At 47.4% G+C, this 22,724-nt stretch carries 15 protein-coding genes; 10 read left to right on the top strand and 5 right to left on the bottom strand.

Going from position 1 to position 22,724, the window contains the following annotated elements; translation table 11 throughout:
* The first annotated feature begins 188 nt into the window (after nucleotides 1-188).
* The 4 genes from ACMXI2_RS10470 (at nucleotide 189) to ACMXI2_RS10485 (ending at nucleotide 5,169) form a co-directional block, all read left to right on the top strand.
* Nucleotides 189-785 (top strand): Crp/Fnr family transcriptional regulator, encoded by a 597-nt coding sequence (locus tag ACMXI2_RS10470; protein WP_483781540.1) that lies wholly within the window; start codon nucleotides 189-191, stop codon nucleotides 783-785.
* Between the two features lie 90 nt (nucleotides 786-875).
* A complete protein-coding gene (locus ACMXI2_RS10475; protein WP_483781541.1) occupies nucleotides 876-1,661 on the top strand; it encodes a sterol desaturase family protein in 786 nt (261 codons plus the stop codon).
* A gap of 226 nt (nucleotides 1,662-1,887) precedes the next feature.
* Nucleotides 1,888-4,995: a non-ribosomal peptide synthetase family protein gene (locus ACMXI2_RS10480; RefSeq protein WP_483781542.1), complete on the top strand. Its 3,108-nt coding sequence runs from the start codon at nucleotides 1,888-1,890 to the stop codon at nucleotides 4,993-4,995.
* Between the two features lie 21 nt (nucleotides 4,996-5,016).
* The gene (locus ACMXI2_RS10485; RefSeq protein WP_483781543.1) at nucleotides 5,017-5,169 is read left to right on the top strand and encodes a DUF3995 domain-containing protein; all 153 of its coding nucleotides are present in this window, start codon (nucleotides 5,017-5,019) and stop codon (nucleotides 5,167-5,169) included.
* A 55-nt stretch (nucleotides 5,170-5,224) separates the two neighbouring features.
* Here ACMXI2_RS10485 and ACMXI2_RS10490 read toward each other — a convergent pair whose 3' ends face one another.
* The 5 genes from ACMXI2_RS10490 to ACMXI2_RS10510 all read right to left on the bottom strand — a co-directional run bounded on the left by ACMXI2_RS10490 (nucleotide 5,225) and on the right by ACMXI2_RS10510 (nucleotide 12,184).
* Nucleotides 5,225-6,307 carry an efflux RND transporter periplasmic adaptor subunit gene (locus tag ACMXI2_RS10490; protein ID WP_483781544.1) on the bottom strand — a complete coding sequence of 361 codons (1,083 nt, stop codon included), beginning with the start codon at nucleotides 6,305-6,307 and terminating at the stop codon, nucleotides 5,225-5,227.
* Nucleotides 6,308-6,326: 19 nt separating this feature from the next.
* Nucleotides 6,327-9,464, bottom strand: a complete 3,138-nt coding sequence (locus tag ACMXI2_RS10495) for an efflux RND transporter permease subunit (protein WP_483781545.1) — start codon at nucleotides 9,462-9,464, stop codon at nucleotides 6,327-6,329.
* Nucleotides 9,465-9,477: 13 nt separating this feature from the next.
* Nucleotides 9,478-10,854, bottom strand: coding sequence for a TolC family protein (locus ACMXI2_RS10500; protein WP_483781546.1), 1,377 nt, complete (start codon nucleotides 10,852-10,854; stop codon nucleotides 9,478-9,480).
* 80 nt (nucleotides 10,855-10,934) lie between these two features.
* Nucleotides 10,935-11,324, bottom strand: a complete 390-nt coding sequence (locus ACMXI2_RS10505) for a chromate transporter (protein ID WP_483781547.1) — start codon at nucleotides 11,322-11,324, stop codon at nucleotides 10,935-10,937.
* Nucleotides 11,325-11,539: 215 nt separating this feature from the next.
* A complete protein-coding gene (locus ACMXI2_RS10510; RefSeq protein ID WP_483781548.1) occupies nucleotides 11,540-12,184 on the bottom strand; it encodes a hypothetical protein in 645 nt (214 codons plus the stop codon).
* A gap of 991 nt (nucleotides 12,185-13,175) precedes the next feature.
* On the opposite strand from ACMXI2_RS10510, the gene ACMXI2_RS10515 reads away from it, so the two are divergent.
* From ACMXI2_RS10515 to ACMXI2_RS10540, 6 genes are all read left to right on the top strand, one after another.
* Nucleotides 13,176-13,757, top strand: a complete 582-nt coding sequence (locus ACMXI2_RS10515; protein WP_483781549.1) for an RNA polymerase sigma factor — start codon at nucleotides 13,176-13,178, stop codon at nucleotides 13,755-13,757.
* Nucleotides 13,758-13,886: 129 nt separating this feature from the next.
* On the top strand, nucleotides 13,887-14,894 hold the full coding sequence (locus ACMXI2_RS10520; RefSeq protein WP_483781550.1) for a FecR family protein: 1,008 nt from the start codon (nucleotides 13,887-13,889) through the stop codon (nucleotides 14,892-14,894).
* 407 nt (nucleotides 14,895-15,301) lie between these two features.
* Nucleotides 15,302-18,943 (top strand): SusC/RagA family TonB-linked outer membrane protein, encoded by a 3,642-nt coding sequence (locus ACMXI2_RS10525; protein ID WP_483781551.1) that lies wholly within the window; start codon nucleotides 15,302-15,304, stop codon nucleotides 18,941-18,943.
* An 11-nt stretch (nucleotides 18,944-18,954) separates the two neighbouring features.
* A complete protein-coding gene (locus ACMXI2_RS10530; RefSeq protein ID WP_483781552.1) occupies nucleotides 18,955-20,442 on the top strand; it encodes a RagB/SusD family nutrient uptake outer membrane protein in 1,488 nt (495 codons plus the stop codon).
* A gap of 37 nt (nucleotides 20,443-20,479) precedes the next feature.
* Nucleotides 20,480-21,379, top strand: coding sequence for a zinc-binding metallopeptidase (locus ACMXI2_RS10535; RefSeq protein WP_483781553.1), 900 nt, complete (start codon nucleotides 20,480-20,482; stop codon nucleotides 21,377-21,379).
* 33 nt (nucleotides 21,380-21,412) lie between these two features.
* Nucleotides 21,413-22,714: a DUF4302 domain-containing protein gene (locus tag ACMXI2_RS10540; protein ID WP_483781554.1), complete on the top strand. Its 1,302-nt coding sequence runs from the start codon at nucleotides 21,413-21,415 to the stop codon at nucleotides 22,712-22,714.
* The last annotated feature ends 10 nt before the right edge of the window (nucleotides 22,715-22,724 follow it).

Here is a 22,724-nt window from a genome sequence, read left to right on the forward strand (position 1 = left end):
CAGGTGCTTTTGTGCTCCCGGGAGAAACAAAAATAGCCGGCCGGCTAAATAACGGGAACGGGTTTTAGGGTGAGTTGGACAAAATATGGGTTCATTTAGACATATGGTTAACTGGATTTCTTTACCGCGCAGTTGTGATGGATAGGTTAATTGATAAATAACCTTACATTAGCACTCTGACGAACCATATGAGTGCATCCATCACCACATTGCAGCAATTACTATTTGATCTGGCCGGCATACTTCCGGCCGGCACGGCGCCATTATTTGCCATGACGCGGCAGGTAAAACTGGCCGCTAATGAAACGTATATCCGTGAGGGTGATACAGAACGCCGTCTTGCTTTTATTGAACAGGGCATCATGCGGGCGTATATCATTAAAGACAATGGCGATGAAGCTACTTTGTTTCTGCGTTGGGAGAAGCAATTTATCGCTTCTCATGATACGATCATTCACCGGCAGCCTTCCCGCTTTATTTACCGCGCGCTGGAACCCACCACATTACTGGAAATAGATTACGATGTACTGGAAGAAGTACTGAAAACGCACCCGGAGTATGAACCGCTGCGTAACTTCTTCCTGATGCGCATGTTATCGGAATCATTAAATATCATGGAATCCTTTGTAACATTGTCGCCGGAAGAGCGGTACCGCAACCTGCTGACGGAGCGTTTCGACCTGGTGAACCGGGTACCCGATAAATATATTGCTTCCATGCTGGGCATTACGCCTGTGTCGTTAAGCCGTATCCGTAAGCGGATGCTTGATAAGGGGAAGGGATAAATTATCCTTTGTTAATCTGCGAAATTATCTTTTGTTAACTGCATCTGCCGCACCGGTATTCTAATTTTGGGAGATAAATTTCTCAGGGTTATGGAACCGATCATTGAAGCTACAGTTAAGATCTTTAGCATGTCTGCCCTCCGGTATTTCCTGTTGGCGGGTATTCCTTTCATTTTATTTTACCTGCTGTTGCCAGTCAGGTTTAAACATTTTAAGATCCAGCAGAAGCTGGCATCGAAGAAGGATTTTCTCCGGGAGATCTGGTATTCCATGCAAAGCACGCTGGTGTTTACAGGAATTTCTGTTGTGCTGCTGGTTACGCCCGTGCGGCAGTATACCATGATCTATACCGGTATTCATGATTTCCCGGTGTGGTATATCGGTGTGAGCCTGGTGCTAAGTCTTGTGATACACGATACTTATTTCTACTGGATGCATCGCCTGTTGCATCATAAGCAATTATTTAAGCGTACACACCTGGTACATCACCAGAGTATCAATCCTTCTCCCTGGACTTCCTACAGCTTTCATGTCCTGGAAGCGGTGGCGGAAGGAGGAGTGCTGGTGGTTATTACTTGTATGATGCCTATGCACCCGCTTACGGTACTGTTGTTTACGGTGTCGGGATTTATCATTAATGTGTATGGCCACCTGGGGTATGAAGTGATGCCACGCGGGTTCCGGTATACCTGGATGTTTGAGGTATTCAATACATCTGTTCATCACAACCTGCATCATAAAAAGTTCAGGGGAAATTATGGATTGTATTTCCGGGTGTGGGACAGAACAATGGGAACTGAGCACCCGGATTATGTGAAGGAGTACGATCAGCTCCAGGAGCGAAGGTTTGGGCATAAGGCGGTTGTGAGCAGCTGAATATTCTTTAGAAGGCGGATGGATTTACCATCCGCTTTTTTTTACCGAAATTTATTCCCACTGTAGAAATATAGCAGTGGAACAAGATAGTTTTGCCCCTGCGCGAAAATAACCATATCACGAAATAACCATATCAAAACAAAATAACCATACCACGATTTTTTATTGAAAACCATTAACCCAGGGGAAGCTATAGGCCCTTTTTTTAAATTTTAATTATTATTCTATGAAGTCCAAACACGCTGCCGTGGAGCAAACCCACGCGTATGAAAATCCGGGACACTTTATGTTACAGGGAGAGCAATGGCACTATGACCCATCTGCCACTGTTATTGCTCTTTTCAATCAGCAGGCGGCGCTCAGCCCGGACCGCACTGCAGTTGTATTCAAATCAGATGCAATCAGCTACGACATTCTAAACAGGCGATCCAACCAGATGGCGCATTACCTGCTGGAGCAGGGTGTAAAGCCCGGCGACATTATACCGGTATGGATAGACAGGTCCATTGAATGGCTGGTAGCGGTAATAGGGATCTTAAAAACGGGCGCAGCATATGTTCCCATTGATCCTTCGTATCCGCTGAAAAGGATCCGGGTGATCCTGGAAGACACCGGGACCAGCTGCGTGGTTACTACCAGTAAACATACCTTACCGGATGCAGGCAAGTACAACTATGTGAAACTGGATAATGTGGACAGTCTTGATAAATGGTCTGCTATCACGCCGGAGGTGCAGGTAACAGCAAACGACCGGGCGTATATCATCTATACCTCCGGTTCTACCGGTACGCCTAAAGGTGTAATGGTGGCGCACCGGTCTTTACAGCACCTGGTATCGTGGCACAGGCAACGGTTTGAGGTAACCGCAAACGACCGGGTTACCCTCGTAGCGGGGATTGCTTTCGATATTTCTGTTTGGGAAATATGGACTGCCCTTACCTCCGGCGCCACGCTGGTGATAGCTACCAATGAAGAAAGAACGGATGCAGCGGCGTTGTTGCAGTTCTATACCAGGAACGGGATCACGCATGCATTTGTGCCTACGGTGCTGGCGCCTGAACTGGTAGCACTTAGCCGCACTGCTCCGCCTCTTCACCTGCGCTACCTGTTTACGGGCGGCGAAAAACTAAAGCCGGTACTTACACACGGGCTGAGTTATCAACTGGTAGATTATTATGGACCTACTGAGTACAGCATTTTTGCTACCTGCAGGGTAGTGCGCGATGAAAACGGGGAATATGTATCAGCTATCGGACAACCCGTTGCCAATACCCAGGCGTATATTTTAAACCAGTACCTGCAGCCTGTTCCCGCCGGCAGCACCGGTGAACTCTACCTCGGTGGCGAAGGACTGGCGCTGGGATACTGGAACAGACCTGCACAAACCGCTGCCTCCTTTATAGATCATCCGTTTATACCAGGCGCCCGCCTGTACAGAACCGGTGATCTCGCCTCCATACTACCTTCCGGTGAATTAACTTTTTCAGGAAGGACAGACAACCAGGTGAAGATCCGGGGCTTCAGGATAGAACTGGAGGAGATAGAAAAAGCGCTGCTACCTATCGATGGTATCAAAGCCGCTGCCGTTATTACCCGCGACGATGAAAAACATAATAAGTATATCGTTGCTTTTCTGGTGAAGAACTGGGAGGCGGAAGAGCCGGAGATTGCGGCTGTCAGGGCGGTGCTGAAAGATTCACTGCCGGGTTATATGATCCCTTCGCAATTCATCTACCTGGATAAATTACCGGTAACCGCAAATGGAAAAACGGACCAGGCAAGGTTATCACAGCTCGCCGCTGCATATGAAGAAGACAGCGCCGTATATGAACCGCCGGTAACAGCAATGGAAACAACTATTGCAGCCATCTGGGAAAGCGTATTGGGCCGGAAAGCGATTAATAACTCCGACAATTTCTTTGATATCGGAGGCAACTCCGTTCGTGTGGCTCCCGTGGTTACGGCATTGGGAAGAACGTTGTCGTTAAAAGTATATATGAGAGATGTATACCAGTTCCCGGTGCTGAAAGACCTGGCACAAACCCTGGAAGCGCGGCAGGCCCAGGCGGATACTATTGTGCTGGAAGAAGACGTGGAACCTTATGTAGCACTGCAGCAGGATGTGTACTTAAAGCCGGGAACCGTTATCCGCCGCGATTTTGAGGCCATCAGGCTGCAAAACCCCGAAGCCGTACTACTCACCGGTGTAACCGGATTTGTAGGCATCCACCTGCTGAAAGATTTGCTGCTGGCTTCCAACGCAACCGTGTACTGCCTCATCAGGGCCGGTAATGAATATTATGCGATGGAACGGATCAACGGCTGCCTGAACAACTATAACATTCACATCGATGAATCGCTGCGCCAGCGCATTGTGCCGGTAACGGGAGATTTTTCCAAACCGGATCTGGGGTTAACGGAAGCAGGGTTTAAAGAACTGGCGGATACCATCGATGTTATTTATCATTCCGGTAGTTCTGTTAATTTTATTGAGCCGTACTCCTATATGAAATCTGCCAACGTGGAAGGGCTCAGGGAAATCGTGGCCTTTGCAGCCGCCGGCAAAACAAAATGCCTGGTGTTGCTGTCCACTATTTCGGTATATAGCTGGGGACATGTATTCACGCATAAAACCGTCATGAAGGAAACAGATGATATCGGCCAGAACCTGCTGGCGGTGAGTAAGGATATCGGCTATGTAAGAAGCAAGTGGGTGATGGAAGGTATTGCAGACCTCGCGGCAGCGCAGGGATTGCCGGTAATTACCTACCGGCTTGGCTATGCCATGTGCAACAGTGAAACCGGCGCCAGCGCACCTTACCAGTGGTGGGCAGGATTGGTGAAAAACTGTATTGAGTTCAAGGCATACCCTGCATTAAGGGAGTTACGGGAAGGATTGATTACGGTAGACTACATGACAAAAGCCGTCGCTTATATTTCAAAAAAGGAGACGGCCCTGGGTCTTAAATTTAACCTGATTGCGAGCCCGGAAACGAACCTTACGTTGCTGCAGTTTTTTGACCTGCTGAACAGGTATTATTCCTTTGATCTGCGCAGCTTGCCGTATAAAGAATGGAGAAAGATCTGGGAAGATGATCCTGCCAACAGGTTGTATGCACTCACCAGTTTGTTCAAAGACAATATGCACGAAGGACTGTCTACCGTTGAGCTGTACCAGGATACTTACGTTTGGAATAACACCCACGTGGCTACTTTCCTGGAAGGCAGCGGTATAGAAGAACCCGTTTTTGACAAGGCATTGCTGGACCGTTACCTGAGATACCTGGGGGTATTGCCGGTACACCAATCAGCGCAGGTGGCTTATCCTTCGTAGTTCATCATTACCTTTGCAGCGATGAGTGATATTATTGTTGCTGTATTTAAGTATGTAGGTTTTTTAAAAAAGATAAGATCTACAAAATTTGCCCGGATGGATACAAAGCTGTTTTCACCACTGTGTTTCCTGATAGCAGTTTTGTTATTGCTTGTATTGGTTTTGGAAAGATAACCGGGATAAAAGATGCCCGTCGCAGATTCTATGTGACGGGCATCTTTTTATTATATTATTTCAATATCCAGATACCGGCGCTGCCGGGTTTTCTTTCATCGGTTGCTTTTTTCAGCAAGGTATCACCGGCAGAAAGGTTGCCGAATATTTCAATGCCAGCGTCTACCGTTATGCCCTGGCGTACATCTACCCACTCTGCCTGACCCTGGTGTACTCTTATCACAAATTTCCTTTCCTGCGTAGTGGCTACGGCTGCAAACGGTACAATGAACGAGGTAGTGCCGCGTTCCAGTGGCAGCTTTACATACGCAAAAGCGCCTGCTTTGAGTAAGTGATCGCTGTTGTCAACCTGGAACTCCCACAATTCGGTGCGGGTGCCGGGATCGATGGTCTCGGATTTACGGGTGAGCGTGGCTTTAAAGCGTTGGGTGGGATAGGCATCAACGCGGAAGTCGATATTTTTTGAAGGACTTGCCGCTGCGGTATATATCTCGGGAACGGCTGCACGAAGACGCAATGTGCGGTTATTCTGAACGGTAAGCAGCATGGCGTTGGTACCTACAAGTGCACCGGGATCTGCTTTACGCGCGGTAACTACGCCGTCGAAAGGAGCAGTGATATACAGGTAGCCGGAAACTTCCTTATAGGACTGTGATTGTTTGCTGGCGGCTATATAGGAGGAGCTGTCGGCCAGCATTAAATTGCGGCTGCGCTCCAGGTCAACCGGCGCAACGATGCCCGGTGTTTTCGCCTGCGACGCCCTGTAAAGACGTTCATAGTTATCCCTGCTGGAAGCCCATTTCGCTTTGGCCGATTGTAACGTAGCTTCGGATTCCGCCAGCCGGCTGTTAATTTCCGGGGCTTCAATTACCGCCAGTGTTTGCCCTTTTTTTACACGGTCGCCCAGGTCCACTTTCATACTGCGTACAAAGCCCTGTACTTTGGCAAACAATTCGGCCGTTTCGTAGGGGATGAGTTCTGCCGGTAACTCTATTGTTTTTTTAACGGTGTCCTGCTTCAAAATGAATACCGGCACGCTATCCGGTGCGGGGCTGTCATTTTTATGCTCCGGTTGCTTCGGTGCATTGCCGCAGGCTGTCCATGTTATAACCAAACTTATAAACGCGATGGATCGCATATGATTAAATTTATTTTTTTTAAGATTGTTTGTCGTGATGAATACTGTTTACATCATCCGGATCTAAAGAAACAGCTACAAATTTCCTTCTTCCAATGATCAGTTGATATACGGGTGGCAGGAAAAATAGTACGCTGATGGCTGAAAACAAAAGGCCGCCAATCACCGCAATGCCTAACGGGGCGGTTTGATCGCCTCCTTCGGAAAGGCCTGCTGCCATTGGGATCATGCCGGCTATCATGGCGGCGCTGGTCATCAGGATAGGACGCAGCCGAGTTTCCGCTGCGCGGAGATGGCCTGATTGAATGCCTTCTTTCCGGTTATACTCGGCGCTGGTGATGAACAGTACAGCATTTGCAATGGCTACGCCAACAGCCATAATAGCGCCCATATACGACTGGATATTCAACGTGTTGCCGGTAATAAAAAGAAACAGCAGCGAACCCGCTATTACTGCAGGTATAATGGACAAGGTAGCCAGTGCCACACGAAACGACTGGAAGTAAACGGTCATCAGCAGGAAGATCACGATGATAGCGATCAGCAATCCAAACTGGAGGCTGGTAAGCGTTTGCTGTAACAGCTGTGGTTGTCCGCGCAGCAGGATCTTTGCGCCATTGGGTAGTTTACCCATGCCGGAAATGATGTTGTTTACTTTATTGAAAACGGTTCCGGCATCCTGCCGGTGAATGTTTGCGGTGATGGTGATGTAGCGTTGCTGGTTGAGGCGATCGTATTCTCCGGCAACAACCGTGCGTTTCCAGGTGGCTATTTCGCTGAGGTAGTGGGTATTGCCAATGCCGCCGGATATGGGAATAGCTTCCAGTTGCGCGGTGCTGTTCATCCGGTATTCGGGGTATTGCACCTGTACCTGGTAGGCGGTTCCGGTTGTTTTATCGAGCCAGTAATTAGGCGAGGTAAAACGGCTGGAGGAAGTAGCGGTTACGATGGAACGGGCAGCCTGCTCGCCGGAAATGCCGAGCTGCCCTGCTTTTACACGGTCTACTTCCAGCCTGATGGCGGGATAATCCAAGGGGGTGGCAATTTGCAGATCACGTAAGGAAGGGATGGCAGACAGTTGTTGTACCAGTTGCTGCGCTGTTTTGCGACCTTCTGCGAGGTTGCGGTTTACCACAGCTATTTCAATAGGGTTAGTGCTTCCGAGGTTCAGCACCTGTTCCACGATGTCGCCCGGTTCAAAAGAAACCGTGGCTGTTGGAATTTCTTTGGCAACAGCGGTGCGTAATTTCTCTCTGAAAACAGCTATCGGAATCACCTCTTTCTTCAGCTTTATTTTTGTTACTGATTCATGCGGACCACCGGTCCATAGGTGGATATAGTTTACGGGGAAACTGGATGGCTGTGTGCCAATGAAGGCGGAGGTGATGTCGGTGTTGCCTTTGCCGGCAATACTATCAGAAAGATGCAGCAGTTTCCTGGTGGCGTCTTCTGTCCGTTCAAAGCGGGTACCTACGGGCAGGCGTAAACGAATTTGTGTTTGGCCGCTGTCGGTTTGCGGGAACAGTTCTGTGCCGGTAAAAGAGAACAACAGCACTACGAGCAGCAATGATATGGCAAGGAACAGAGCGGTGAGCCATCCGAAACGGGTATGGAAACGTTGCCCGGAGCGGATATATTGCTGTTTCAGTTTATAATAAAAGCCGGTGTCCTGTTGCGTTTGATGGTCCTTTAGTAACCAGTTGGCTGCTACCGGTACAAAAGTTTGCGATAACAGGAAAGAGGCGATCATGGCAAAACCTACGGCCAGTGATAAAGGCAGGAACATGGCTTTGGGCACGCCATTCATAAACAGGGAGGGTACAAATACCGCGAGGATACTCAGGAGGATCAGCAGTTTTGGCGCCGCTATTTCCCGGCAGGCGTCTGCGATGGCGCGCGCTTTATTTTTGCCCGATTCCTGGTGGCGGTGAATATTCTCAATAGTAACAGTAGCTTCATCTACCAGTATCCCTACGGACAGCGCCAGCCCTCCCAGCGTCATGATATTGATGGTTTGGCCGGCGAGGTATAAGAGCGTAGCTGCGGATAACAATGCCAGCGGGATGGTCATGATCACGATGAGTGCGCTGCGTTTGTCGCCCAGGAAAAACCATACCATCAGGCCGGTGAGGAGGGCTCCCAGTCCGCCTTCAAACAACAGGCTTTTCAGGGAGTTGATCACGTACCCCGACTGGTCAAATTCGTAGGTTACTTTTATATCCTCAGGGATGGCCGCCTGCATGTCGGGCAGTGCAGCCTTTACTCTTTGTACCACATCCCAGGTGGAGGCATCGGCGCGTTTTGTTACCGGGATATAAACAGAGCGTTTGCCGTTTACCAGTGCATAGCTGGTAGTTACATCAGCGCCCAGCGTAACGTTGGCAATATCTTTTACGTATACTGCCGGTCCGGCGCCGGATTGCAGCGGTGTATTCTGTAAATCCTGCAATGTTTCAATGACGCTGTTTTGCGGGGTGATGTAAGTGGTATCGCCAATGCGCACATTGCCGGCAGGAGAAATCGTGTTGAACTTAGCAATGGTTTGTACCACCTGGTCCGGTGAAAGATTATGCCCGCGCAGTTTTTCCGGATCTACGGTGATCAGCACTGTTTTCTGGTTACCACCAAAAGGCGGAGGGGCAGACACGCCCGGTAGCGTTGAAAACATAGGCCGTACGCGGAACAGTGCCAGATCTGATATTTCTCCCAGTGATCTGCTGTCGGAGCTGAATACGAGTTGTCCTACCGGCACGCTGCCGGCGTCGAAGCGGGTAATAAACGGCGGCACGGTACCGGGCGGCATAAACGCCCTGGCCCTGTTCACATAACCGACTACTTCCGCCATTGCCTGGCTCATATCGGTGCCTTCATTAAATTCTATTTTGATGAGAGCAGCCCCCTGTATGCTTTTCGACTCTACATATTTAACACCGGTGATGTATAGAAAGTGGTATTCATAATAAGAAGTAACAAAACCTTCTACCTGCTCGGGCGACAAGCCACCGTAAGGCTGGGCAACATATACAACCGGCAGTCCCAGACGCGGGAATATGTCCACCTTTGCGTTGCGGATGGAGAGGAAAGAAAAAAAGAGGATGGCAATAGCAGCTACCAGTATGGTGACGGGATGCCTTAATGCCGAAATGATTAGTTTCATAAAGAATGATTCGTTATTTCAGTTTATCTGTAAAAACATGCAGGTTGCCATTTGCTGCAGCCAGCTCCAGTAATGCATGCCATGCCTGCAGGAATGCGCCGGCTTCGCCTGTTTCCGCTTTCAACAGTTCATATTGTCCCTGCATCAGGCGGGTAAAGTCTACCAGCCCGCTTTCATAGCTGAGTTTCAATCCATCGAAAGCATATCGCGCTGCCTGCGATTGTATTAATGCCTGGCGTGCAATCAGCAGGTTCTGGTCGTAATTAAACTGTGCTGTTTCCTGTTGCTTTTGCAGATTCAGTGTTACCTGGTCCAGTTGTGCTTCGTCAGATTTCAACAGTAGCCGGTATTGTTTTTTCTGAAGATTTACCTGTGAAAACTGCAGGATGGGGAAGCTCAGCTGGATACCGGCGCCATAGTTTTTCCGGGAAAGCGACCAGCCGTCTGCTTTATTGATGTTGCCGGCGGCATCCACGCCGGAACCGCGGGCATAGGCATTTGCCCAGAGATCCAGTTTCGGGCGCCAGGCGCGGCCGGCTTCCTTTAGCGCGGCTTCACTTACTTCTTTTTTTGTTTGATAATATTGGAAAGAAGGATGTGCCGCAACATTTGTAGTGGTATCCGCGCCGGAAGGGAACTGGCTTGTCAGCGAAGTATCTGCCAGTAAAATATCGTCCGGTTTACCCGGCAGATCCGCAAGACGGGCGAGTTCTGTAACCTGTGCATAGTATTGCCGTTGCGCGGTCAGGAGGTCCATCCGGGCCTGCGCCAGCACCGACTGGAACTGTGTGGTGTCAATACCGGGCCGTAACCCCTGTTGTGCCAGTACCAATGATTGCTGCAAACCGGCTTGTGTGCGTTCGATATTTGCCTGGTAGCTCAACAATAATTTTTGCAGGTACACGGCATCGAGGTAAGTGTATATGGCTAAGTACTGCTGGCGGAAGAGCGCTTCATTGTAATAGCTGCCTGCCAGTTTATATTGGGCGGTAGCTTTTTCTACCGCAGCCTGGCGTTGCCCGAAGGTGAGCGGATTCCATTTTACCAGGGCCGTTAAAGCAGTACCCGGAACCGGGTCGTAGGTATTTCCTGTGGATGGCGGGCCGCTGATAGGTAAAAGTAAACCGGGATAGCTCATGCCCGTGATATTGTTGTAGGTGGCGTATCCTGCCTGATACCCCGCGGTAAGCTCCGGTATCAGTGAATTCCGGGCCATACGTATATTATATTCTGCTGCCCGGGACTGTTGTTCAGAAGCCTTTACCTGCGGCTGCGATTGTACCAGTGATAGTAATTCTTTGATGCGGATGGTTCTTTGCTGTGCTATACCAGATAATGATAGCGTGACAAAACAACCGCAGATCAGCATCTTCTTATGGTAAACGTTCATTTATCAAACTGTTTAGAAGTATGGTCCGGTTTTTCTGGTGGGAAATGTTCCGTTAAGGTATTACAATCATTGGATATTTTTCAGTAAAAACCCGATACCTGCTGCTGTGGCCCCGGTACTTTTTTAAACCGCCATAAAATGGCCACCGTAACAATGGCGATAGCGATGGGGAAAGAAGGGCCCCAAGCCGCCGCACAGGCGCCGGCAAAGCCAGCTACCATGAAGCGAATGAAGGCCACTGTTATTACCACAGAGCCGGGAGTGATCATGGCTACGGCAACTGCATCTGTAAACTGTTGTTCATTTAACCACGCACGTTCCTTTACTACGCCACTGCCGAAAACCAGTGCGCCGGCTTCTTTTTCGGGAGAGATTTTTTTTCGCGGAGATTTCAGCCAGCAGTAAGAGGAGTTGAATAGCTTTGTCGATCCGTAGTTTACGGATATAATTTCCGGAGGAAAGGTTATCAAAATATTTAGAGAACTCCCGTGATAAATAGGCGGGTGCACCTGCAGGGTTTCTGACACTCCCGTGCACTTTCCACGAGGATTTCGAGGTAAAATGTACGCATTTGCGTACATTTTACGGTTTGGGTAGAATTCAAAATTGAAATAGACATAATTATCCTTGACATATTCAGATCGATGGACGATTATGTAAAAGAACTTTGGGACATAGAATGATCTTATATCTGGCAAACCATCTTACAAGGGAAGTTCTGATTCACTATTAATCGTTGTTTTTTACCCAATTCGATTTGCATCCGAAAATAATGTTTATTGGGTATCGCTCCCGCTAAAACCTCATTGGGTGCAAAACCGTATAATTGACAATTAGGTATTTGGTTATAACTTTTTACAGCATGCTCCAGTATGGCGGTTAATTCGTGGGTGTCAGCAATAGATTTTGTAAATAGAAATCGATACTTAAATATTTTGTTAGCCGCTTCGACCATGCTATTGCTTTGTATGATATCAAGTTGGGCTATCAGTTTCTTCCATAGCAGCCCCGGTTTATTAAGCCAACCTTCCAGATTTCCCTTATTTTCCATACCATCATCAGTAACGAGCGTACCTTCCTGGTGCATCAGACCGAATTTTTGCAACACTTCTTCCAATGTTTGCCTGGCCACTTCGCTATTATATTCAGTAGCTACCTTGCAGGCAAGAATAGCCCTGCTAAGATTGTCACGGATGACATAAATATAGTGCTTCACCCCATTCATGGTTTTAAATAGTGTAATGTCCTGATGCAAGACTTTCAATGCTTCATCTGTACGAAAGGGAGTATACTTCTTTGTTTTTCTGATACATTTCTTCGTAATATTCAATAGTCTGCAATATTTGTAGAATGTGCTAAGGCTGCAATGAATCTTCTGATCTCTTAGCCTTGTAAAGAATTAAAACAATGTTTCTGTCTGCTCCAGGCTTTCCATTGTTTGAATGAAAAAGGAAGGCGCCTCCATATTGCCTTGCTTAATTCATTTTCACTGCTGAAACGTAGGAGTATTTCTATGCTTCTTCTGACTCTTAATACCTGAGTAGATTTGACGGGTGATAAAGCTGTCAATTCCTTATATATCGAAACCAGATAAAATAGGGATTTCACAAGAACCTTCAACCTGGCATTTTCTCTTTTTAAGCGAAGAAGCTGAGTTTCATCTGACCTATCCTCATTTGGAGGATAAGGTGTCCAGAAGGATTGAATATTTTTTCCTTTCCATCTTTGTTTGGTGGATCGTGGAATTGAATTAGTTACATCGTACTGCAGTTTATTACTGGCATATTGGAGCTTTAAGTCCGAATGATAATTACGATAAGCAGAAGGCATGAGGGTTTAAAAGGATTATGTTTGGGCAGCAAAATTAGATAATCTTTAGTTATAGTTTTGATATACGAATATGCGTATATCGGACGTTCGGAGAGATTCCGGAATAGCGTGTACGCATTTGCGTACATCTTAGCTCGTAATATCTGTAAGATATGTATAATGGAAACACTATGAGATGAACCAGCCTTCATAAAGCCAACATATTAGTAATTATCACCCTGTTTTCCCTTCCCGCAGAAGCCGCCTGTACCAGAAATTTCAATTCCCATCTTTCCCATAAGGTGGTAAACTCGCCACCAACAAACGTTTTCCCCGCTCTTTCCGGGTGTGTAATAATTTATAATTATAGCTAATACGAATTTATTTATAAAATAATAATATTTGTTACTAATTTATACAGCAAAATAGATGGCCATTGCCTTTGGGAGACCTGGCTTTTTTCTAGCCATATAAATTGTATTCCACGATATGATTTATATAAAAGAAGAGATATGAATATACCAGATGCTGAATTAGTAGTGCGGTTACAAAACCACGAAGTAAGCGCCTTTGATAGTTTGTATTGGAAGTATCACGGGGCTGTATACCGGAATATTTTCAAGTTTGTGAAAGATGATGTGGTTACAGAAGATATTCTCCAGGATGTTTTCGCACGCCTGTGGGAAAAGCGACAGGATATCGAACCAGACCAGTCTGTAAGTGGTTGGTTGTTTGTGATCAGTTTTAATATGTGTGTATCTTTTGTAAGAAAAAAGCTGCGTGAACAGGCTTTCCACAAAAACATCTTCCAAACCGACGCCGATGATGCAGTAGCCATCGAGCGTAAAAACATCGACGAAGAACAATATCATTTACTGGAGCAGGCGATTTCAAAACTATCTCCTAAAAAAAGAACAATAGTAACAAGATGTAAGCTGGAAGGTAAAACCTATGAAGAAGTGGCGAATGAACTGAACATCTCCCGTAATACTGTAAAAGAACATCTTTCTGCCGCCATGATCAAGCTAAACGACTATATGCAACGCAACGGCGACCGTAAGTATATTGTGCTGCTGATGCTGTTCCTGAACTAACATGATTCATAAGCAAACGAATCCATTTCATATTATCTTTTAATTAATATTTTGTTTTTTCAAAAAAAGTTCAAAAAGGACCCACCCGTTTTTATTAACTGCGCGTATTTAGATTAAACTATCACGCTAGTGCCCAACAGAAAGGAATATCTCAAACAGCTGTTAAGTAAAGATCAATGGACTGCCACAGAGCAGGAGTGGATGGTAGAATACCTCGATACCAATGATTTTTCCGAATTGGAAACAGTAGCCGCCGAATATTTTGAGGCCGACCTCCTAACGGCAAAGCATATATTAGATAAACGCCTGTCAGGCAGGATGTTGAATAACATTCACCAGCGTATAGGCGTTGCAGATAGTTCTTTCAAAGGTATTTTCCGGTTGTTCAAACACAAAGCCGCAGCGGCAGCCGCCGTATTACTGCTGGCGGGAGCCGCCTGGTATATGTTGCTCCACGACCGCGTAAAACAAAAGATATTTGCCACCACCTCAGAACGGCAAACCGTGAAATTACCCGACGGTTCAGTGGTACATCTGGAGAAAGGCTCCAGTATCACCTACCCGGAAATATTTGATAAGAAAAATCGTGAAGTAATATTAAAAGGAGAAGCTTTCTTTGAAATCAACCATGATGCGAAACATCCTTTCATCATCTCCTCTTCGCTGATCAACACTACCGTACTGGGTACCTCCTTTAACATGGAAGTGCACGAAGGTAACACCGCCAGGGTAGTAGTGGTATCAGGAATGGTACAGGTGAACACCCGTGAAGGCAAACCGCATAAAAATGGCCAGCTGGTATTAACAGCCAACAAAAGCGCGGTATATAACCCGGCCTCGCAAGACCTGCTGTTACAGGATGGAACAGAAGATGCCAGATTCTTTGCCCAGAAAATGAGCGGCAAATTCATTTATAAGGGAGAGCCTTTGTCCAAAGTGGCAACAGACCTGCAGCGATATTATAATGTGCCGGTAATAACCGACCAAAGATCGGCACGGTGCAGGTTCTATGGATCTTTTAACACAGTGGACGATTTAGATAAAGCACTTGCATTAATTGCTTTTTCATTAGATGCCAGAGTCAGAAAAGATAATATCAATAAAGGATATATCATCGTTGGTGGGAACTGTAAGTAATAAATAACGACCGCTATATCGTTAACCAAACTATATTTCAACATGAGAAACTGCTATCAACAAAGCTGAACCAAAATTTAAGAAGTAGAAAGATTTAAGTCTGGTATACTATCCTGGTGGCCTTTAGCCTGAAAGAACTTCATGCTGGTTAGTCAACTAAGTGATCACGAAAATTGATCACAGGGCTGTCTATTGCCAATACTTACCGTAAATAAACCGTAGAATTATTTTCAACCAAACTAAACAGTACATGATACAAGTAATACCCTTACCGCCCGGCTAACATATTGCCATGATATAGTTGATTGAAAAATACCCTGCTTATGCAGAAGGCCTTCTATTGCCCGGTTTTGTCCAAAAATCGGAACGGGAAACCTATGGCCCAACGAAACCAATAAAAAACAATTATGTTCAGAAGAAAACTATCATTCATCTATTGCTTACTGCTCCTGCTGGCAGTGACGCAAGCCCATGCCGGCACCGGTTTGCAGGACGCGCTCGATAAGAAAATTACGATCGAATTAAAGAATGTCATTTTAAAAGATGCACTGGAAAAGATAGGCAGCCTCGCAGAAGTATCCTTTGTATACGTGGGCAATGAAGCACTGGATGTTAATAAGGTAAGCGTGAATGCTCACAACGAAAAAGTAGGCGATCTCCTTAATAAACTGCTTACTCCTTACTCGCTTTCCTATAGCGTGATGTACGACCGCGTAGTGATTAAACATGACAGTGGTAAAAAACTGAACCCACTAACGGTAACGAATACACTGCTAAAGATCAATGTTCCCGTTACAGATGTAAAAGGAGTGGTGACCAATGAAAAGAAAGAACTCCTGCCAGGTGTAAGCATCATTATCAAAGGTACCTCCCGTGGGGTAACCACCAACGATAAAGGCGTATTTGAACTGAAGAAGATCGCCAACGATGCTATCCTCGTATTTAATTTTACCGGGTATAAAACAGAAGAAATCAGTGTCGCAGAATTCAGAAGCGGCGCACTTACCATCGTACTGAAAGAAAAACCTACCCGCCTCCAGGAAGTAGTGGTAACCGGTTTCCAGAGCATCGATAAAACCAAATTCTCCGGCGCCGCTACCCGGCTGAAAGGAGAAGATGTAAGAATCGATGGGATGACAGACGTAAGCCGCATGCTGGAAGGAAAAGTAGCCGGTGTAGCCATTCAGAACGTATCCGGGACCTTCGGTACCGCCCCCAAAGTACGCATCCGCGGCGCTACCTCTATTAATGGCGACAACAAGCCATTATGGGTGGTAGACGGTGTCGTACTGGAAGACGTGGTAAATATCTCCAACGATCAGCTCTCCAGTGGTGATCCCACTACCTTGCTGGGTTCCGCAGTAGCCGGCCTCAACTCCAACGATATCGAAAGCTTCGACATCCTGAAAGATGCCGCAGCAGCGGCGTTATATGGCGCCCGCGCCATGAACGGAGTAGTAGTGATCACCACAAAAAAAGGTCGTGCAGGCAAGCCCGTTATTAACTATAGCGGCAACTTCAGCACACAGCTGAAACCGAACTACAACAACTTTAATATCATGAACTCCGGCCAGCAAATGTCGGTACTGGCCGAACTGGAAAGAAAAGGTATCCTCAACTCCGATATCCTTTCACAGGGAGATATCGGCGTATTCGGTAAATTATATGAACAACTGGATGCAGACGCAGATGGCAACTTCCCGGTGGAAAACGATCCCGAACATAGAAAGGAATTTTTACTGCGTTATGCCAAAGCCAATACCGACTGGTTTGGACTGCTCTTCCGCAACAACTTTGTACAGGAACATTCCCTCAGCATCTCTTCCGGTACGGATAAATCACAATCCTATTTCTCTACCAGCTTTTATAGCGATAACGGCTGGACCCTCGCAGACAAAGTAACCCGCTACACACTGAACTATCGTAACACCTATAAACTTTCCGACAGGTTATCCGCCGGGTTCTCTTCACTGGCCTCTGTACGCCGTCAGAAAGCGCCCGGCGCCCTCACCCGCAGCAGTAACCCTGTGGAAGGACAATACGACCGCGATTTCGATATCAACCCATTCAGCTACTCACTGAATACAAGCCGCACACTTACTGCCTATGACCAAAATGGACAATTGGAATACTTCAGAAGAAACTACGCTCCCTTCAATATCATCAACGAACTGGAAAATAATTACCTCGATCTGAACATGATGGATTTACGCCTGCAAGGCGACCTGTCTTTTAAACTCACCAAAAACATCCGCTACGAATTTACCGGTGCTATCAGGTATGTAAAATCTTCCCGTGAACACCAGATCACAGAGAACGCCAATATGGCCAACGCTTACCGCGCTGCCGGTAACGCTACCATCGCTGAAAGGAATAAATTCCTCTACCGCGATCCGGAAAACCCCGACGCACAACCGGTAATAGTATTGCCCGCCGGTGGTTTCTATAACCGCACGGAAGACCAGCTGCTGAACTACGATTTCCGCAATGGCCTCAACTACTCCGATACCTTCGCCCAGAAACATAATATCAACGTACTGGTAGGTCAGCAGGTAAAGTATGCCGATCGCCAGAACGCTTCCAATACCGGCTACGGTTATCAGTATGAAAATGGCGGCGCCACTTTCACCGACTACCGCATCCTGAAACAAACCATTGAAAGCAATTTTCCTTACTTCGGCATGAGCCGGGACTATGATCGCTTCGCCGCTTTCTATGCCACCGGTACCTATGCCTATAACAACAAGTATAACTTTACGGCTACCGGCCGCTACGACGGTTCGAATCGCCTCGGACAATCCCGTAAAGCAAGATGGCTGCCCACCTGGAGCGTGGCCGGTTCCTGGAATATAGACCGGGAGGCTTTCGCCGCTAACATCCGCCAGCTGGACTATCTCACGCTGCGCGCCAGCTACGGCTTAACCGCGAGCATGGGCCCCGCCACCAATTCAAACATCGTATACCAAACCGTTAACACCAACAGACCACACCTCACAGAAGTAGAGTCGGTGATCCGCTTGTCGCACCTGCAAAATGATGAACTTACCTGGGAAAAATTATACACCACCAACATCGGTATCGATGGAGGGTTTTTCAACGGCCGCCTCAACTTTAGTATAGATGCTTACACACGCAAAAGCTTTGACCTGATCAGCCGCATCAAAACTTCCGGCATCGGCGGGGAAATGTTTAAAGCCGCCAACTATGCAGATATGGATTCAAGAGGAGTGGAAGTAATGATAGGCGGTGATGTGTTCCGTAGCAAAGACTGGGGCTGGAAATCCAATGTTACACTCGGATACAGCGTAAATAAAATCACCAACGCAAAAAATATTCCCGGCATCTTCGACCTGGTAGTGGCAGAAGGTGGTAACACCGAAGGTTACCCGGTACACAGCCTTTTCTCGCTGCAATACACCGGCCTTGATCCCAAATCAGGTTCCCCGGCCTTTATTAACCAGGATGGCGTTATCAGCGGCGATGTAAACCTGCAATCATTAAATACGGCTCACCTGGTATACGAAGGTCCGGTTGACCCACCGGTTACCGGCGGGTTTTCCAATACATTCCGCTACAAAGCTTTATCACTGAATATATTTTTTACTTACCAGTTTGGCAACAAGATCCGTTTATATCCGGCCTTCAAAACTTCTTATTCAGATCTCGATGCCATGCCCAAGGAATTTTATGACCGCTGGATAATGCCGGGAGATGAAAGTAAAACCGGTGTTCCTTCAATGCTGGATGCTTTTGAACAGATCTTGCTGAGAGGCGCTCACCCCTACAACAACTATAACTACTCCACCGAAAGAGTGGCAAAAGGCGATTTCATCCGCCTGAAAACAATTTCACTTACCTACCAGCTGCCGGGTGAACTCATCAGGCGCGCAGGAATAAGCAATGTAGCGGTAAGTGCCGCCGCCATTAATCCCTGGCTGATCTATGCAGATGAAAAACTGCAGGGACAGGATCCCGAGTTTTTCAATGCTGGTGGCGTGGCACAGCCTATCCAGAAACAATTCACTTTTTCATTAAAAGTAGGTATTTAAAAAGAAGAGCTATGTCAATCTGCTATATAACGTCTGAGAATAAACGAAAAATAAGACCTGTCATTGCAGGGGCATTTGCACTGATGACCCTCGTAGCAGGCGGCTGTAAAAAATACCTGGAACAGGTACCGGACAGTACCTGGACTGACCTCAGCACACCGGTAAAGGTGAGCAAGCTGCTGGGAACCGCCTATCCGCAGGCCAGCTACATCACTATGTGCGAAGCCATGTCGGACAATGTGGGCGACAAAGGAGTAGGGGAGTACTACCGGCCTAACGGTGACGCCTATCGGTTTAATGACATCCAATGGATAGAGGAAGACTCCCCGGAAGCCTACTGGAGGGCCTGCTATACCGCAATTGCCGCCGCCAACCAGGCGTTGGAAGCCTGTGAAAAGGCTGCCGATCCTGCCGCTTACACACGTCAGCGGGGGGAAGCGCTGCTGGCCAGAGCCTATGCCCACTTTATGCTGGTAAACATTTTTGCCAAAACCTACGACGCTGCTACCGCTGCTAATGATCCCGGCATACCATACGTAACAGTGCCGGAAACTGTGGTAATGAAACAGTACGACCGTAAAACAGTAGCATACGTGTATGACATGGTAGAAATGGATCTGCTCTCCGGATTGCCACTGATCAGCGACGACGCATACAGCGTACCCCGTTTCCATTTTAACCGCAGCGCTGCATATGCCTTCGCCACCCGGTTCTACCTGTATAAAAAAGATTACGCAAAAGTAGTAGCCTATGCCGACAATACCTTTTCAAACAATGATGTAGCCTCCAACATGCGCCTGTGGAATACCACTTATGGCAGTATGTCGCCGGCGCAGATCTTTGACATTTATGCCAATGCCAATGAAAAAGCCAACCTGCTGATCGTGGAAGCGCCTTCCCTGTGGGGGCGCAATGCAGGCCGGCTCCGGTACGATCTCGACTTCCAGCACGAAGCGCTTATCCTCGGTAGGAACGTTACGGGCGGCGTTTGGTCGTACCCGTTATACTACTACGGTTCACAGGATTATTTTGTGCCAAAGCTTTCTGAGTATTTTGTGAAGAACTCTGTGAACGCCACCATCGGCCAGCCCTATGTAATGACGCCCCTGTTCACTACGGAAGAAGTATTGTTTAACCGCGCAGAAGCTAATGTGTATCTCAACAACACCAGCGCAGTATTGAAAGATCTCAACCTGTTTGCCAGCAAACGTATCCGGAATTATAATGCCTCGCAGCATAATATTTCCCTGCCGGCAATGCAGGGTTTCTACGGCATCAGCGATGTAAAAACCGTTTGTATCCGCACCATCCTTGATTTCAAACGCGCGGAATATGTGCAGGAAGGTCAGCGTTGGTTTGATCTGCAACGATATAAGATACCCGTGGTACACACCACCCGCGAAGGACAGGTACTGGAATTAAAGGCCGATGATAACCGCCGCCTGTTCCAGATCCCGGCTTCCGCCACTACTTCTGGAATAGCATTGAATCCACGATAATAACACAGCGATAGTACCAAAATTAATACATACACAAATGAAAGCATTCTTACTCATCATCCCCCTGTGCTTGCTGATGTCCTGCAGCAAGAAAGAAGACCTGGGCAATGTGGAAGATATTCCCGGCCTCGGCGGAGACACCTGGGCCGCTTCTCCATTGGATAAATGGCTGCACGATACCCTTACCGTGCCTTTTAATATTGCCGTGAAATATAAATGGGACCAGTTCGAGTTTGAACTGAACAAAACATTGGTACCTCCCAGAGAAGAAAAAATAATTCCGGTGATGTCGGCCATTCAGAAAGTATGGATGGACACCTACATCGCGGAAGCAGGCGCACTCTTCTTCAAAAGATATTGCCCCAAGTATTTTATTCTCTCCGGCAGCGCCAGCTGGAACGAAAACGGCACCATCACCCTGGGCACAGCAGAAGGCGGCCGCAAAGTAGTGCTGTACCTGGTAAACGACTTCCTCACAAAGTCAATGGAAGGATACAAACCTTCCGACTCCGCCAATGTGAAACAGATGTTCCATGTAATAGAACATGAGTTCGGCCACATCCTGCATCAAACAGTAATGTACCCGGTAGAGTTCAAACGGATCTGCGCCGGTTTTTACACCGGTAACTGGAACAACATTTCCGATATGAATGCCCGCCGAGATGGCTTTGTAACGCCTTACGCGATGTCGGCCTTTGATGAAGATTTTGTGGAAATGGTATCTACCATGCTGGTAGAAGGAAAGCAGGGCTTTGATGCCATCGTAAACAGTATCCCGGAAGGAACCAGCATCAACGGCGTAACCAAAGCAGAAGCACAGTCGAGGCTGCGGCAGAAGGAAGCAATGGTGGTCAGCTATTTCCTTACAGTATGGCATATCAATTTTTATAGCCTTCAAACCCGTACCAGGAAAGAAATTAACCAGTTACTCTATTAAAACGAAAGACTCCGGAGGAGTAAAAATAATAGTATGAGAAATAATCTGATCTGCTTATTCTTCATCATCACCGGGATGTTTGCCTGTAAAAAGGAAACAGACCCTTTGTTTGATAAATCACCGGACGAACGTATCAATGATACGTTGGCGCGTTACCAGCAGGTGCTCACAACCGCGCCTTATGGCTGGAAAGCGTTCGTATATCCCGCGGGCGTTCCGGGCAGTGTATTTGGTTTTTATTTTAATTTCTCGGATGCTAACCGTGTGCAGATGTTTTCTGACTTTGATGCCGCCAGCACCGGAACAATGCGCGAAAGCAGCTGGCGCCTGAAAGCATTGCAGCAACCCTGCCTGTTGTTTGATACCTATTCCTACCTGCATGTACTTTCCGATCCGGATGCCGGTCAGAACGGCGGGCAATATGGCCAGGGCCTTGGGTCCGATTTTGAATTCGCTATAAATGGCGCCGTGGGCGATACCGTTTGGCTGACTGGCCGTTTCCACGGCAGTAAAGCCATTTTGGTGAAGGCCACGCAACAGGATAAGGATAGCTATCTCCAGCACCGGATCAACCGCGCTATCGACAGTATCAGCGCTATACTTACCTATTTTCATAAGTTAACGATAGGTACCGGCCGCTATGATGTCAGCATTAATCCATATCTGCACCGGGTTGCGTTTACCTGGATCTCAAATGGCGAAGTACAACAGGCATCTACCGGTTATGTATATACGCCAGGTGGGATCTCCCTGATGCCGGCGTTTACAGACAGCACTATCACTATCAGTAGCTTCGACCAGGTGAAGTGGGAAAACGGCGCTATTACTTTTACCGTCAATGGTAAATCCGCCGCCATCAGTGAAACGGTAACGCCGTTGGCGATTGATGCAGCAGCACCCAGGAGATGGTACCAGCGCGCGTTACAGAATGAAAGCTACTGGGCTACCTACTACGGATTTCATGTAAATGGTAAGGATGATGCCTACGGTATCACCGGCCTGCCATCTTATGCCTTCCTTACTTACTATCCCCAGATAGATGGTCCCGGTACTTCGCTGGACTTACTTGGCTTTGTTATAGCGCAGGAAACCGGCGGGAATGTGATCTCTTATGGCCCGGGCTACAACGCGCCCACCTTTACCCAGGATGGGAGGATCATTTTTAATGATAAGGACTTGTATGGCAATTTGCCCGCCGACAGAACCCCTATCAATAAAACAAGAGCGCTGATGGCCGATCCAATGGGATTTTTCCTGGTACAAACCAGCGCTCTTACCTACGACATGGTAAATGCCCGCGATGGTAAATCATGGATCAACTGGCAGGGATTCTAAATGCATTCAA

The organism is Chitinophaga sp. G7 BAM 1005 (assembly GCF_057126945.1).